The following is a 12545-nucleotide window of genomic DNA, read 5'->3' as shown; positions in this document are numbered from 1 at the left end:
TCAGGTGTTCCTCGGGACCTTGAAGGCGGTGATGGTCATAGCGACGGAGGTCTCGACGATCAGAGATCCGTCGTTCTGGAGAAACCGGCCGGACTCCACCGGGCCGATCCACTGGGTGGCGCTGTTGGCGACGGTGACGGCGAGGTTGCCCTGCCCGGAGGCGATGGCCAGGGGCAGGGAGCCTGCCAGGACGGTCGCGGTGCCGGAGCCGCCGGAGGCGTTGGAGACGCGGAGCAGCGTCAACTCCGGGAAGGCAGCCGCGACCTGGCCGCCGTTGCCGGCGCCGGAGCTGACCGCCGTTCCGGCCGGGTCGGCGAGGTTGCTGTTGGGGACGAGGTTGCTGTACGCGACAGCGGTGCGTGCCATATCTGGCGCCTCCGATCAGGTCTGGGAAGCGATGGCCGTGGCCAGCGCCTCGGGACGGATGACCTTCGCGCCGTACAGCGCCAGGCCCTTGACCGCGTCGGAGAACGACGACTCCGGGCGGTAGGCCTCGGTCTTGTTGATCTGCTCGGCGAAGGAGATCGCCGTGTTGTTGCCCGCGGTGACCACGTAGTCGTCGCCGGTCGGGTTGGGGGCGTTGTTCGACATGTAGATGTCGAAGCCGCCGGCGCGGCCGATGAAGCCGTTGCGCAGGGCGGCGCCCTGGTCGGCGGCCTTGTCGGCGTTGATGAAGTTCGGGTCCAGCAGGGCCCGGCCCTCGAGCCACGGCGGGACGACCATCCACCGGCCCTGGCGGGGGACGTTGGCGTTGTCGAGCGTGACCTTCAGCGGAACCACGATCTTCGAGTAGAAGTACTCGGGGTTCGCGACCGGGACCGCGATGGTGCCGAGCTGGTTCGCCGACTGGGCCTGCGTGTACAGGTTGGCGACGTACTGGTCGACGACGTCGGCGAGGGCGTAGGACGCCTCGCTCATGGCCTGCGGCATGACGTCGCCCTTGGCCTGGCGCTTGTCGACGTCGTCGACCTTGAACGCCCAGTACTTGGACTGGTCGACGACCAGCGTGCGCTGGGCGTCGTTCAGCTCTTCCGGCGTGATGACGGTCGAGTTGGCGTTGTAGGTGCCGATCGTCGGCCGGGAGATCGAGGTGATGCGGACAGTGTCGCCCGCCTCCTGGATCTCGCCCTCGTAGTCACGGTTGACCATGCCGGGGCCGGCGTAGACCAGTTCCTTGCGGAGTGCGACCAGGAGCTTGGCGGACCAAATCTCCGGCCGGAAACGCTTGATGGACATCGGTTTCCTCTCGGGTGGTTATCCGCCGAGGTAGTCGCGGAGCTGACCCTTGCGGTGAGCCTCGTCGATCTGCTCGGGCGACAGTTTCTTCACGTCCTGCTCGGTGAGCTGCCGGGGGCCGCCGGTCCCCTTGCGGGCGCCGCCGTCTCCGGTCCCCTGGAACCTGGGTTCGGGTGCCTTTGCGGCAGCTCCCAGGTAGGGGCGTTCCTTCAGGAGGTCCTCGATCGCGTCGGCGATCTCGTCCTCGTCGACCTGGCCGTCCCCGTCGACCTCGAACTTGCTGAGGTCGAGGAAGGCCAGGGCGTCGCGCGGGTTGGTGAGCTTCCCGGCCGCCGCGGCGCGGACCTCGGAGCGCACGATCCGCTGGTTGGCCTTGGCGGTTGCCGCCCGGTCGGCCTCACTGCGGATCCGCTCGGGATCGTCGTCGCTCCCTCCGGACGCGCCCTTGAGCTGATCGCGCTCGGTCTCGGCCGCCTTGCGCCGGTCCCGCTCCGCGCGCCACCGCTCCTTCATGCGGTCCAGGGCCTGCTTGCCGGCGTCGCCGAGCTGGGCGGCGCCGTCCTGGTCGCCGTCACCGTCTCCGGTGTCGTCGGCTTGGCCGTCTCCGGTGTCGTCCTCTCCGTCGTCGCCGTCGCCGTCGCCGTCGCCGTCGTCCTGGTCGTCATCGTCATCGCCGTCCTCGGCGCCGAGGACAGGCCAGATCGGGTACTGCTGCTCGGTGTCCTCGCCGGGGCGGGCTTTGCGCCAGCCCAGCGCGGTGCGGCCGGTGACGGGGTGAGTGGGCAGGGTGGATGCGGTCATGGCGGTGCGTCTCCCGTTGCGGAAGTCGGGACCGGGCATTGCGCGCGGTCAGGTCAGGTAGCCGAAGCGGCGCAGCATGCGGATCGCGTCCTCGCGGTCCTCGGCGATGCGGTAAATCTCCTCCGGCATCAGCCGGGGAGTGCGCAGGTTGAAGGAGGGCAGGCCGCGTCGCGTCTCGGTGCGGTCGCGGGCGAAGCGGGTGCCGGTGCGGGCCTCGGTCCGGGCCCGTTCCTGGCGGTAGAAGGCGCCGCGCCGTGTGGTGCCCTCGCGGGTCGCGGCCAGGCGGCGACCGTAGGCGTCGGCGGTGTACATGCCGCGGCGGGCGTTGACGACCTGGCCCATGTCGGCGCCCTCGCGAATCGCGCGGGCGCCGGCCGCAGTGAAGATGCGGTCCTGTTCGGCCGCCGAGAGGGCGTTGAAGTAGGCGCGCGGGTCGATGAATCCGCGCGTGCTGCTGCCCAGGCGGTTGGTAGGTGAGAAGGCGTCTCCGTTGAGGCCGCCACGGTGCTGATGGCGGGCAATCAGCGTGGTCGGCAGGTGAATGCAGTCGCAGCGGGGATGTCTCAGGAACCCTTTGTTCCAGCCGTACTCCCGCCCGGCGAGGATCACGCACCGTCCGCAGGCCGGAGGCTGCACCACCCGCACGTAGCCCTGGATCGTCCGGCGGCCCGTCATGGCCGCGCCGACAGCGCCGCGTCCGGCATCGGCAACCTCCGAGCGCACGATCGTCCCCAGCAGACCCCGGCCCACTCCGAGTGCCTGCGCCACGTCGGCGCCTTGGCCGATCGATTGGAGCGACGCCACGAGCGGCCGGGCAAGCAGAGACTCCAGCGGTCTCCCGTCGGCCGCGACGCCAGCGAATGCGGCAGCCTCGACGCTGAACTCCGCTTCCGAAGTGGCCCCCTGCGCAGCGGCCGCAGCGGCCACGTAGTCGTCGGCCCCGCGGGCTGCGGCCAACTGGCCCGCGCTCAGTACGGCCACCAGGCGCGGGCTGATGCGCGACCACGAGGTACGCAGGTCGTTCGCGTCGAGCAGCCCCCACTCGCGCAGGGCCGCCGCCATCGCCGTGACCGCGATCCTGCGCTGCGCGGCCGCTTGCCGCTGCGCCAGGACCAGCGGCGCGGTCACGCCCCCTCGCCACCGTCACCCGGCACCGGATCCGGCCCGGCGGGAACGGGCGGTCCGCCGGCGCCGCTCATGATGGCGGCGACCGGGTCCAGGTCAGCTTCCCGGGTCCGCATCTCCATCAGCGTGGCCACCTCCGTCGGTGTCAGGCCGAACCGCAGCGCGAGCCACTCGAAGGGGAAACCGATCTGCTTCAGCTTCAGCAGGCTGTCGGTGAGCTGTGCCAGGTTCCGTGACTGCGGGTCCTTCCACAGCACCGTTCCGGCGGCCAGCGCCTTGCCCTTGGCGTCCTCGCCGCGGGCCAGACAGATCAGCTGGAACACCTCGCGCAGGGCTTGGCCGAACCACAGCTGTTTCTCCTCGACGCGCTTCACGAGGCCGGTCTCCGCCGCGATCAGCGCGTCACCGGACAGATTGGCCATGCGGCCGATCAGGTAGTGCGCTGGCGTGCGGGTCTGGGCGGCGATGTGCCCGACGGCCACCTCGATGACGTCGGTGTAAGCGGTCAGGTTCGCCGCGTTCCAGTGCTCGACCTTCGCGTTCGGGTTCTCCAGCCACAGGATGCGGTCGGTGACGAACTTCTTCAGGTCGATCGGCCGCTCGCCGACTTTCTGCCCGTTCGAGTCCAGGATCGGCACCTTGGGGATCTCGGCGCCGATGATGATGCGCTGCTCAAGGCTCGCGTAGTCCGCGGTCGTGAAGAGCATCGCCCAGATCAGGTTGATGGCGTCCTGCATCGCGATTACGCCGGACACGTCCGAGACCGGCTCGGACGCCAGCAGGGGCCGGTTGGGCAGCTCGACCATGGGCACCACGCCCATGGGGTTCGGCTGCGGGTTCGGTTCGCTCTCGAGCTCCCGGGGCGTCCACGAGTCGACGACGGCGTCGGCCTCCGCCATCTGCGGGGACTTCTTCTCCCCTGCGGACAGAGGCCGCTCGAACTTCCACACCTCGGTGGGCAGGTACAGCGTGGCGTACTCGCGATGACCGTCCTGCCACAGCTTCAGCGCGGCCCGCCGACGGCGCCGCGAGCCCGGCTCGTACTGCACGACGGCCGTCGACGCGTCCTCGAAGGTGACGCACGGGGTGTCCTCGTCGTCAGGGTCACCCCACACGAGGACGAAGGACCTGGCGGCGTTCCCGGCGCCGAGGAAGCCGAGCTGGCTGTCGGCGTCCAGACCGTTGCGCTGCCACACCTCCCACAGATCGGAGTCCGCCTTCGTCTCGCGCGGGGCCTGCATGCCGGTGACCGTGAGGCGTTCCACAGGCGAGTCGGCAACGGGCTGGACCCAGTTGTCCGAGAAGCCCTCATAGCGGTCGGCGCAGTACTTGCGGAACTCATCGGAGGCGAACTTCAGGGGGTGCTTGCCCCGGTAGTACCGGTCGTGCCGCAGCACCGCGCCAGAGCGGGACGTCAACTCCGTCGCCAGGACGTCGACCAGGCGCCGGGCCTGCTCCTCGGTAGCCACGCGCACCCCCTCTCATGCCGTGTAGGCGTAGTAGGTGGGCGGCGGTTCGGCCTGGCCCGCGGCGATGGCGTCCGTTGCCGCCTCGTGGGCCAGGATCGACACGACACAGAGGTCGATCTTCTGCTGGTGTGTGGCCTTGCGCAGCACGTACCGGTTCGCCGGCCGGGCCGCCTTCCGGGCGTTCCGCACGTGGATCGAGGTGGTCTCGCAGCCGTCGTGCCAGAACTCCGACTTCGCCTTCGTGATGTCGGTGAGCAGCTGCTCGCACGCCGCGTGCATCTGTGCCGTGCGCTGCGTGTGCCACTCCGTCACCCGCTTCTCGCCGTGCCGGGCCTGCCAGGCCGCGACCTCGCTGGTCCAGTACGGCGGGTCGCAGTACATGCGGACCACGTCGTAGCGGCGCATCAGCTCGTCGACCGCGGCGTCGACCTCGAGCCGGGGAACCTGGCCTTCCCACTCGGCCGGGTCCCAGATGCACGGCCGCCGGTCCGGCCCGTAGACCGGGGTGAACTGGTAACCGTCCAAGGTCTCGGCGCGGAGGCCGGTCCAGTCGTCCACGTCCGAGCCGTCGAAACCCAGAACCACCCGGGCGCCGTCCGGGACCGCTCGCGGCTTCTTCCGGGCGTCCCAGTGGTCTTGCTGGACCCAGGAGCCCATGCCCGCGGTGATGCGGTTGCCGTAGAAGCGTTCCGCCTCGGCCGGCTCCTTCTCCATCAGCTCGGCGGCTTCGCCCTCGATGGCGTCGAGGTCGATGTGCGCACTGCCCGCATACACAGCGGTATGGATCTTCCGCCGCTCCGCCTTGTTCGTGTACGACAGGCCCTTCGGTGGCAGCCGGTGGAACCGGTACACGTCCCGGGCCTTGGTCTCCGCGGTCTTCTGGGCGACCGAGTTCTCGGTCGGGTCCCACGCATTCGTCTGCTCGAGGGAGCGGCCGGACATGCCCGCGAGACCGCGGCGCTGCGTGGTCGCCACCTTCGTCATGCCGTTGCCGTCGTTCCAGATACCCGTCTCATCCTGCGCGGCGAACGTGATCGGGTTGCCCAGACGGCTTTGAGCGGACGAGGTGACGACGTCGACCCGGCCGTCGTTCGGCAGCCGGATGAACTGCTCGCCCACCTTCATCACTTCGGACAGCGGCCCGTTGCGGATCATCGCCTGAAGCGGCCGGTAGGTGTTGTCGGTCTGGTCCTCGGACGTCGCCGTGATCTGGATCAGAGGCTGGTTCCACGGCCGGCCCATCGGCTCGCCCGGCTCGTACTCGTACACCCAACCGCAGCCGCACCGGTGGTCGCGGCAGCGGTACCGCTCCCCGCCCTGCGCCCAGCCGGCGAACAGCACCGGGCCGACCGCCTCGGCGGCGATGATGCTCGCCGCCCAGGGACCCTTGCCGGACTTCTGCGGAGCGACGGCCTGCGCGCGCCGGTAGTGGAAGGCGGTCGACAGCTGCCCGAGTTGGGCGGTCGGCTTGACCCGGTAGAGGTTGGCCGTGATCCGCAGCTGCCAGTCGTACATCTGGAACGACTTGGGCCGGAGGTCGAGACCGCCGACGGACTGAAGCAGGCAGTGCCGGGCGATCCAGTCCGGGACGACGTACAGGGTGGGGAAGTCGAGCGGCCAGGCACCGTCGTCAGCCGCTACCACCGGCCACCGCCCTCAGCCTGGCGCGTGCCGAACCCGGGGCGATGACCGGAGCCGCGTTCGGCTCGGCCGGCACTTCGTCCTCGGCTGAGGGCCGGTCGATGCGCCACCGGTTGGCGCGCAGGCCGGGAGTAGTGATGCCGAGGGCGTCGGCCATCTGCCGAACCAGGGTGCCCAGGTTGACGAACGACTCGGGCTTCTCGGCTTCGGCGAGCCGCCGGACGTACAGGGCCACCTCGATCTCCTGGCCGTACCTCTCCCACATCAGGGCCTGGGGCTTCTCCCAGAGGCTCACCCACAGGTCGTCTTCGCGGTCGGTCTGCTCGGTGAGTGGCCAGTCGGGCGTTGCACCCTGGCGGCCCTCGGCGGGCAGGATCGTCCACTCGCCGGCGTCCCGTTCACGCCGCAGGGCAGCGGGGTCGGGGGCCGGGCCGGATCGTGAGCGTGCTCCACCTTTCGGCATGTTGATCACTCCAGATGACCGCATTGCGCGGCGTCAGTGTCGTCACGTTGCGTGACGACGGAGCATGATCACCGGGGGCTCTGAACCCGGCAAACCTGGGAGCCACCTCCCCGGCGGTCCTGGCCAAGATCGACTTCGGGGGTCCCTCCCCGGGTCCCCGTCACTCTCTGTGATGTCACGGCCAAGGCTTCGGACCTGCGGCGATGACCTAGGGTCACCGCCAGGAGTAGAGGGCGTCGCCGTCCAGGTGCCGGTGCTCATGGCCGAGCCGGCCGGGCGGCAGGTCCGGGTCGTCGGGCGGCTCGGTGCAGGTGACGTGGGGCAGGGCCGGCAGGAAGTGCGGGGCTCCGCACACCGGTGCCGGCGCCGCCTCGACCTTCGGCGCTGGCTCTGGCGCCTCGACCTCAGCCTCGTCCTTGGCCTTGCTCCTCGTGGTCATGCGTTCCATCCTCCTGGCTGCTCGCGCGCGGTCTCGCTGCTGTGGCATCGGCCGCACAGTCCGCGGCCGTGCTTCGGATCGTCGGGGTCGTGGCCCTGCTCGACGAGCTGACGCCGGCTGAGCGGCCAGTGATCTGCGTGCACTGAGGGCTGGCCGCACGGCGAGCCGTGCCCGTGCTGCTGCTCGGTGCACACGCACTGCGGATGACGGGCCAGGACGCCAGGACGGAAGCGCTGCTCGTGCTGCTTGCCGTAGCCGCGCTGCCTTGCCGTGCCGCGCTGCTGCTCTGCCTCGCGGCGGTGACCGTCGCACTTGCCGTGCTGGGTGTACTCGGGGCACCGGGGTACGGAGCAGATCCGCCACCTCTGGGACTTGGGCATGCGGCCTCCGCTACGGTGTCCGCCCTTGGGGGTGGTGACGATGAAGAAGACGGACGTTCCGTTGGGGATCGTCGTGGTCGGCCTGGTCCTGATGATCGGATGCCGACTGATCACGTGGTGGCCGGGCGTGATCCTGGGGGCCGCGCTGATCCTCGGCGTCCTGGTGCCGGCGGCAGCGAAGCGTCGTGCTCGGCGGCTAGCTGACGCTGAGGTACCCAGCAAGCCGGACGATCAGCTCTGACCCAGGCGGGTCGATGGTCACCCAGACCCGGTAGTCACCAGGGTCCAGGGTGACCACGCCGCCGTCGGGCCCGATGAGGAGCCGGGCCTCGCCGTCGTCCGTCCAGTCGCCCGTCTTCCAGTCGCCAGCCGCCGGGTTGGTACGGGTGCTGCCCGCCAGGATGGCGATCTTCGGCGCGGTGCCAGTGAGATCGACGCCTGCCGGGCCGCTCACGGGGATGTGCAAGAACTCCGTGGAGGCCGAGGGGATCAACACGGTGCGCTCACCTCCCATCGGCCGGACCGTGGTGTGCCTGCTGTGTAGGCCGAGCCGTGGGGCGCGCCGACGGTGATGTCGATGTCCACGTCGGGACCGCCTGCCCGGGCGAGTGGTCTCGCGGTGTCGTTCTCCGCGGCCGGGCTGAGCGTGGCGCTCTTGGCGCCGGGGAGCGGCTGGGCTGTCTCGACGCTGCTGGCGGTCCCGAGTGTCGCTGTCTTGGTGCCGATGAGCGGCTGCGCGGACTCGTTGGCCCCGGCGACGCCCAGGGTGGCGGCCTTGAAACCGGTGAGCGGCTGCGCGGTGTCGTTCTCCGCGGCCGGGCTGAGCGTGGCGCTCTTGGCCCCGGTGAGCGGCTGGGCTGCTTCGGTGCTGCCCGCCGTGCCGAGCGTCGCGCCGGCGGAGACGTCGGCCGCGGAGAAGTCGTCGTACCTGAGGGCGCTGGTGGATTCGCCACGCAGGCCCACGCTGGTGCCGCTCGTGACGCTGGTGTCAACGACGGAGACGCGCAGGGTCCCGTTGACGTAGGCCGTGATCGTCGATCCGACCGCCTGCACCTTGGCCACGTCGCCTGCCGCGGCCGCAACCGCGTAGGTGCCGATGACCGTGAAACTGCCGCCAACGACCGAGAAGAGGGCCCAGGCGCTGCCGTCGTTCCGCCATAGATAGCCGTTGCTGATGTTGCTATTGCCGCGGATCCACAGGCCGTGGCTGGCTGCCGTCGTCGCGGCGATCGTGACCTGCGCGAAGTGATCGTTGCTGGCCATCGCCCCGGCGGCGCGCAGGATGATCGTCCCGCCCGCGCTGCCCGGGGAGAGTTGGCCGGAGATGATGGCCCAGTCTCCGCTGACCTCAACCCAGTCGGGCCCGAGGTTGCTGGAGTCGGCTCTGCCGAAACTGTCGGTGAAGGTCGTCACGTCGTCCCGCTCCTGCTGTCGGGCCGGTAGGTCCTACGCGGCGGAGCTGATCCGCAGGATGTCCGCGACCGACAGGGTGAAGGCCGTGCCGTCCGGCGTCCACGTCAGGCCGGCCTTGACGAGGGGGACCAGGTCGGCGTCCGTGCCCGTGCTGACGTCCGGGTCATAGCAGACCACGACGGCACCGACCGCGTTGCCGGTCGGTGCCGTCCAGGACACGTCGGCGGCGTCGATCTCCACGCGGTCGAGGGTGTCGTTGACGGTGACCGTGACGCCGGACAACGGCTTCCGGCCGATGGTCGTTTGCTCGTTCGTGGACCCAGCTACGACGTCGGCGAACGTGTCCTTGTCCCGGAGGACCGAGTCCGCCTCGAGGCCGCTGCTCTCCAGCGGGATGAGGACCAGGCCGTCGTTCGCGGCGGGCAGGCCAGCAAGGTAGGCGACCCGGCCGAGGGCGATGTTGAAGACGATGTCCGCCACGGCGACCTCCTGGGGCTGTGGTGGCACGACGAAGCCCCGGAGGCTCAGGGCCGGTCCGGGGCTTCGTGTGCGTCTGCGGTGCCCGTGTGGGCATGGCTGTACACGCAGATCGTGACATCGGGCTGACCTGCGGTCAAGCGGACTGGCGGGCGGCCCGTTTGGCGGCGAGGGCGGCCACGTCAGCGGCGGGGTACCAGGGTTGCCGCTCGGTGCCGCCGGAGCGGGCGAGCTGGCCGCGGCGGACGAGCTGGCGGACGGCTGGGAGGCCGACGCCGAGGGTGCGGGCGACCTGATGGGCGGTGAGGTGGCCCGGGCGAAGGATCTGTGACTCCATGCCCTCATCATGCGGCAGGGAGGGAGCCGCCCGTGGGGATGATGGCCTGCCTGTTTCCCGGGATCGACTGCCTGCCTCCCGTGCCTCCCTTGCCTCCCTCCGTGGGTGTTTCCGCAGGTCGCACCGAGGGAGGCGGGCAGGGAGGCTCTGGGGGAGATCTCCCTCAGTCTTCGGTGCCTCCCTCGTCGTCGAGGTCGTCGTCTCGGGCTGCGATGGCGTCGAGGATGCGGTCGAGGCTGACGTGCATCTTCCCGCCGTTCGTCTTGTACTCGCCGTGCCCGGCGTCGTCGAGGACGGCCTTGAGGTCGCGGAAGGTCCAGCCGTCGTACTCGGCCGGGTTGTGGTCGATGAGCCGGTGGAGAACGTCCTGGGTGCGGGCTCGCGGCTCGTGGCCGAGGACGGTGGCGATGTCGGCGAGGTGGTCGACGGGGGTGAAGGCGGGCGCCTCGGGGGCGTCGCCGTGCTCGTACAGGCTCATGGCGCGCTCGACGACGGGCGTGACCTCGTCGATGCCCTTGTCGGGGTCGCGGGCGACGTAGTGGGAGCGGATGACCTCGAAGGGCTTGTTACTGAAGCCGACGGTCACGGCGGTGCCGACGTCCTCGCCGGGGATGAGGGTGGTGGCGGTGATGCCGGCCTTGTGGCGGCCGGAGCCGAGCAGGCCGTCGTTGGCGACGTGGTCGCCGACCGCGAACGCCACGCGGTGGCTGGTGTTGCGGGTGACGTCGCGCGGGAGGCTGTCGGCGGTCGGGGAGACGGTGACCCAGACGAGGGTGATGGCGACCTTGCGGGCCTTCTTCATCACCTTGATGGCCAGCTCGGCGGCCTCCTTGCCGTACTCCTTGTGCATGAACAGCTCGTGGCACTCGTCGAAGACGACGACCTTCGGGCGCATCCGAGGGTCCTTCAGGGCCAGTTCGCGGGTCACCTTCGTCGCCTCGCCGCCGAGCTCCTCCAGCACCTTGCCGCGGAGGGTCACCTCGTCGCGGAGGTTGCGCAGGGCCTTCAGGGCGGCCTCGATGTCCTCGTCGTCGTCGCCCTTGACCAGCGTCCGCATCCGGGGCTTGAGCGGGTCGTAGTCGACGTTGTAGGCCATGACGTAGGCCTCGACGATGACGAGCGGGTCGAGGATGGCGCCGAGCAGCAGGGCGATGACCAGGGACGACTTTCCGGAGCCCATGATGCCGCCGACCATGTAGTTGGCGGCCATGAGCTTGCCGATGATGGGCTCGCCGCGCTGGGAGACGGCGACGGGTACGCCCTTGAAGTAGTCGACGGTGCCCTCGGTGAGCAGCGGCCAGGGCGGGACGGCGCCGGACAGGGAGCCCTGGTCGGCGACCCACAGGTCGAGGGTGCCGGGCTGCTTGGGCGGTTCGGTGGGCCACACCTCGACGGGCTTGCGCAGCAGGTTGTGGGCGAGGACGTTCTTCTTCCCGTTGATCATCTCGACGGTGACGCCCATGGGGAGCTGGAGTTGGGTGTGCCAGCCGTTGCCGGAGCGGGTGGTGGGCTGGACCCATCGGGGCTGCCAGCCGTCCTTGATGGCCTTGTTGAGCGGGGCGATGCCGAGGTTGCCGAGGGCCTTGAGGATGGCGCCCTCGTCGGGGACGACGTCGCGCTGCTCGGGGTCGCCGGGCAGCGCCCAGGCCGGGGCGGTCTGCCGGTGCCGGCCGACGGCCCAGACTCCGGCGAGCGCGATCAGCGGGAGGGCGTGAAGGAGCGGGTCCCAGATGACTCCGGCGAGGAAGGCGACCCAGGCCACGAAGGTGATGGCGGCGTTCAGCGGGGTGAGGACGTCGTGGGCGTCGTGGCTGGCCGCGGCGAGCATGATGCCGAGGATGAGCAGGATGCCCGCCCCGCCTGCGGTGCCCATGGCGATGGCCTTGGGGGCGTTGATGGCGAGCTGCAGCAGCTCCATGCGCCGGCGGTGCCTGGACTGGCGGTAGATGTAGGCGCGCTGCTCCCAGTCGCGGGCGACGTCTTCCTGCCCGGCGGCCTCGGCGGCGCGCATCATCCGCTCGTGCCGGGCGGTGGTGCGGGAGTCCCAGGCGCGGCGGGTGAGGACGCGGGTGCCGCCGACGATGTACGAGCCGTGGCGGACGGCGAGGCGGTAGGCGGGCTTCTCGCGGGTCTCGACGACGACGCGGCGCAGGTGATCGATGCGGACGCGGCGCCGGGCCGGGGACGGCTCGGGACGGGCGGGGGACGCCTCGGGCGCGGGTGCGTCCTGGGCGTCCTGGGGGGCGTCCGGTGACGCCTTGACGAGGTGGACTGTCATGCTTCTGTCTCCGGTCGTTCTGTTGGGCGGTCCGGGGCCCGGGGACGGCGACTGCTTGGCGGTAGGACGCCGTCCCCGGGGCGTTGCTACTTGCGGCGCGCGGCGTCCTTGGCGTCCTCGCGCTTCTGCGCGTCCTTGCGGATCCGCTCGACGCGGTTCTCCAGGGCCTTCACGGGCTTGCCCAGTGCTCGGCGGCGCTCGATGCGGAGGCCGAGGCCGACGACGCGCAGGATCTCGGCCGCGTTGTGCGGGTCCTTGTCGGTGAACGCCATGGGTCAGGCCTCCGGGGTGGTGTCGTCGGCCGGGGTGGCCTGCGCGATGAGCAGGTGGGTGCGGGCGATCGAGTCCCACAGGGTGCCGGCGGCGGCGTAGGGGGCGGCTTTGTGCGGTCCGTCGCCGCGGGCCGCGTTCTCGGCCCATCCGGCGAGCCTCTCCGCCTTGGTAACCGCTTCGTCCGCCAGCTTCAGGTGTGCTTCTCGGTTCACG

The 12545-nt window shown here is 70.5% G+C and carries 17 protein-coding genes; 1 reads left to right on the top strand and 16 read right to left on the bottom strand.

What is annotated here, in order from left to right:
- The 9 genes from ACFRIC_RS09335 to ACFRIC_RS09295 form a co-directional block, all read right to left on the bottom strand.
- Complete coding sequence (locus ACFRIC_RS09335) at nt 1–366, bottom strand: hypothetical protein (protein ID WP_382781873.1); 366 nt, start codon at nt 364–366, stop codon at nt 1–3.
- 15 nt (nt 367–381) lie between these two features.
- Nucleotides 382–1236 (bottom strand): P22 phage major capsid protein family protein, encoded by an 855-nt coding sequence (locus tag ACFRIC_RS09330; protein WP_382781870.1) that lies wholly within the window; start codon nt 1234–1236, stop codon nt 382–384.
- Nucleotides 1237–1254: 18 nt separating this feature from the next.
- The gene (locus ACFRIC_RS09325; protein ID WP_382781868.1) at nt 1255–2037 is read right to left on the bottom strand and encodes a hypothetical protein; all 783 of its coding nucleotides are present in this window, start codon (nt 2035–2037) and stop codon (nt 1255–1257) included.
- Nucleotides 2038–2085: 48 nt separating this feature from the next.
- The gene (locus tag ACFRIC_RS09320) at nt 2086–3165 is read right to left on the bottom strand and encodes a hypothetical protein (RefSeq protein WP_382781865.1); all 1080 of its coding nucleotides are present in this window, start codon (nt 3163–3165) and stop codon (nt 2086–2088) included.
- Complete coding sequence (locus ACFRIC_RS09315; RefSeq protein ID WP_382781863.1) at nt 3162–4631, bottom strand: phage portal protein; 1470 nt, start codon at nt 4629–4631, stop codon at nt 3162–3164. The genes ACFRIC_RS09320 and ACFRIC_RS09315 overlap by 4 nt, the downstream gene beginning before the upstream one ends.
- A 12-nt stretch (nt 4632–4643) precedes the next feature.
- Nucleotides 4644–6275 (bottom strand): hypothetical protein, encoded by a 1632-nt coding sequence (locus ACFRIC_RS09310; RefSeq protein ID WP_382781861.1) that lies wholly within the window; start codon nt 6273–6275, stop codon nt 4644–4646.
- A complete protein-coding gene (locus tag ACFRIC_RS09305; RefSeq protein ID WP_382781858.1) occupies nt 6262–6735 on the bottom strand; it encodes a hypothetical protein in 474 nt (157 codons plus the stop codon). Before ACFRIC_RS09305 ends, ACFRIC_RS09310 begins: the two co-directional genes overlap by 14 nt.
- Before the next feature lie 214 nt (nt 6736–6949).
- Complete coding sequence (locus ACFRIC_RS09300) at nt 6950–7174, bottom strand: hypothetical protein (RefSeq protein ID WP_382781855.1); 225 nt, start codon at nt 7172–7174, stop codon at nt 6950–6952.
- Nucleotides 7171–7554: a holin gene (locus ACFRIC_RS09295; protein ID WP_382781852.1), complete on the bottom strand. Its 384-nt coding sequence runs from the start codon at nt 7552–7554 to the stop codon at nt 7171–7173. The genes ACFRIC_RS09300 and ACFRIC_RS09295 overlap by 4 nt, the downstream gene beginning before the upstream one ends.
- A 40-nt stretch (nt 7555–7594) precedes the next feature.
- Here ACFRIC_RS09295 and ACFRIC_RS09290 point away from each other — a divergent pair, with 40 nt between their 5' ends.
- Nucleotides 7595–7795, top strand: coding sequence for a hypothetical protein (locus ACFRIC_RS09290; RefSeq protein WP_382781849.1), 201 nt, complete (start codon nt 7595–7597; stop codon nt 7793–7795).
- On the opposite strand, the gene ACFRIC_RS09285 is transcribed toward ACFRIC_RS09290, so the two are convergent.
- The 7 genes from ACFRIC_RS09285 to ACFRIC_RS09255 form a co-directional block, all read right to left on the bottom strand.
- On the bottom strand, nt 7751–8050 hold the full coding sequence (locus ACFRIC_RS09285) for a hypothetical protein (RefSeq protein ID WP_382781846.1): 300 nt from the start codon (nt 8048–8050) through the stop codon (nt 7751–7753). The genes ACFRIC_RS09290 and ACFRIC_RS09285 overlap by 45 nt on opposite strands.
- Nucleotides 8044–8967 (bottom strand): hypothetical protein, encoded by a 924-nt coding sequence (locus tag ACFRIC_RS09280; RefSeq protein WP_382781843.1) that lies wholly within the window; start codon nt 8965–8967, stop codon nt 8044–8046. Before ACFRIC_RS09280 ends, ACFRIC_RS09285 begins: the two co-directional genes overlap by 7 nt.
- A 33-nt stretch (nt 8968–9000) precedes the next feature.
- Nucleotides 9001–9447, bottom strand: coding sequence for a hypothetical protein (locus ACFRIC_RS09275; protein ID WP_382781841.1), 447 nt, complete (start codon nt 9445–9447; stop codon nt 9001–9003).
- A 133-nt stretch (nt 9448–9580) separates the two neighbouring features.
- Nucleotides 9581–9781 (bottom strand): hypothetical protein, encoded by a 201-nt coding sequence (locus tag ACFRIC_RS09270; protein WP_382781838.1) that lies wholly within the window; start codon nt 9779–9781, stop codon nt 9581–9583.
- Nucleotides 9782–9944: 163 nt separating this feature from the next.
- Nucleotides 9945–12059 carry a cell division protein FtsK gene (locus ACFRIC_RS09265; protein ID WP_382781835.1) on the bottom strand — a complete coding sequence of 705 codons (2115 nt, stop codon included), beginning with the start codon at nt 12057–12059 and terminating at the stop codon, nt 9945–9947.
- Between the two features lie 86 nt (nt 12060–12145).
- Nucleotides 12146–12331, bottom strand: a complete 186-nt coding sequence (locus tag ACFRIC_RS09260; protein ID WP_382781833.1) for a hypothetical protein — start codon at nt 12329–12331, stop codon at nt 12146–12148.
- 3 nt (nt 12332–12334) lie between these two features.
- Nucleotides 12335–12544, bottom strand: coding sequence for a hypothetical protein (locus tag ACFRIC_RS09255; RefSeq protein ID WP_382781831.1), 210 nt, complete (start codon nt 12542–12544; stop codon nt 12335–12337).
- Nucleotide 12545: the final 1 nt, after the last annotated feature.

It is taken from the genome of Streptomyces sp. NPDC056738 (genome assembly GCF_042790435.1).
GTDB lineage: Bacteria > Actinomycetota > Actinomycetes > Streptomycetales > Streptomycetaceae > Streptomyces.
Note: the sequence above shows the minus strand (reverse complement) of the source record. Positions and strands in the feature narration are given on the sequence as shown.

Bases quoted from the DNA above. Each gene is read 5' to 3' on its own strand.
- ACFRIC_RS09270 (WP_382781838.1), bottom strand. From the start codon at position 9,781: ATGGAGTCACAGATCCTTCGCCCGGGCCACCTCACCGCCCATCAGGTC.
- ACFRIC_RS09335 (WP_382781873.1), bottom strand. From the start codon at position 366: ATGGCACGCACCGCTGTCGCGTACAGCAACCTCGTCCCCAACAGCAAC.
- ACFRIC_RS09300 (WP_382781855.1), bottom strand. From the start codon at position 7,174: ATGACCACGAGGAGCAAGGCCAAGGACGAGGCTGAGGTCGAGGCGCCA.
- ACFRIC_RS09260 (WP_382781833.1), bottom strand. From the start codon at position 12,331: ATGGCGTTCACCGACAAGGACCCGCACAACGCGGCCGAGATCCTGCGC.
- ACFRIC_RS09330 (WP_382781870.1), bottom strand. From the start codon at position 1,236: ATGTCCATCAAGCGTTTCCGGCCGGAGATTTGGTCCGCCAAGCTCCTG.
- ACFRIC_RS09295 (WP_382781852.1), bottom strand. From the start codon at position 7,554: ATGCCCAAGTCCCAGAGGTGGCGGATCTGCTCCGTACCCCGGTGCCCC.
- ACFRIC_RS09325 (WP_382781868.1), bottom strand. From the start codon at position 2,037: ATGACCGCATCCACCCTGCCCACTCACCCCGTCACCGGCCGCACCGCG.
- ACFRIC_RS09305 (WP_382781858.1), bottom strand. From the start codon at position 6,735: ATGCCGAAAGGTGGAGCACGCTCACGATCCGGCCCGGCCCCCGACCCC.
- ACFRIC_RS09265 (WP_382781835.1), bottom strand. From the start codon at position 12,059: ATGACAGTCCACCTCGTCAAGGCGTCACCGGACGCCCCCCAGGACGCC.
- ACFRIC_RS09290 (WP_382781849.1), top strand. From the start codon at position 7,595: ATGAAGAAGACGGACGTTCCGTTGGGGATCGTCGTGGTCGGCCTGGTC.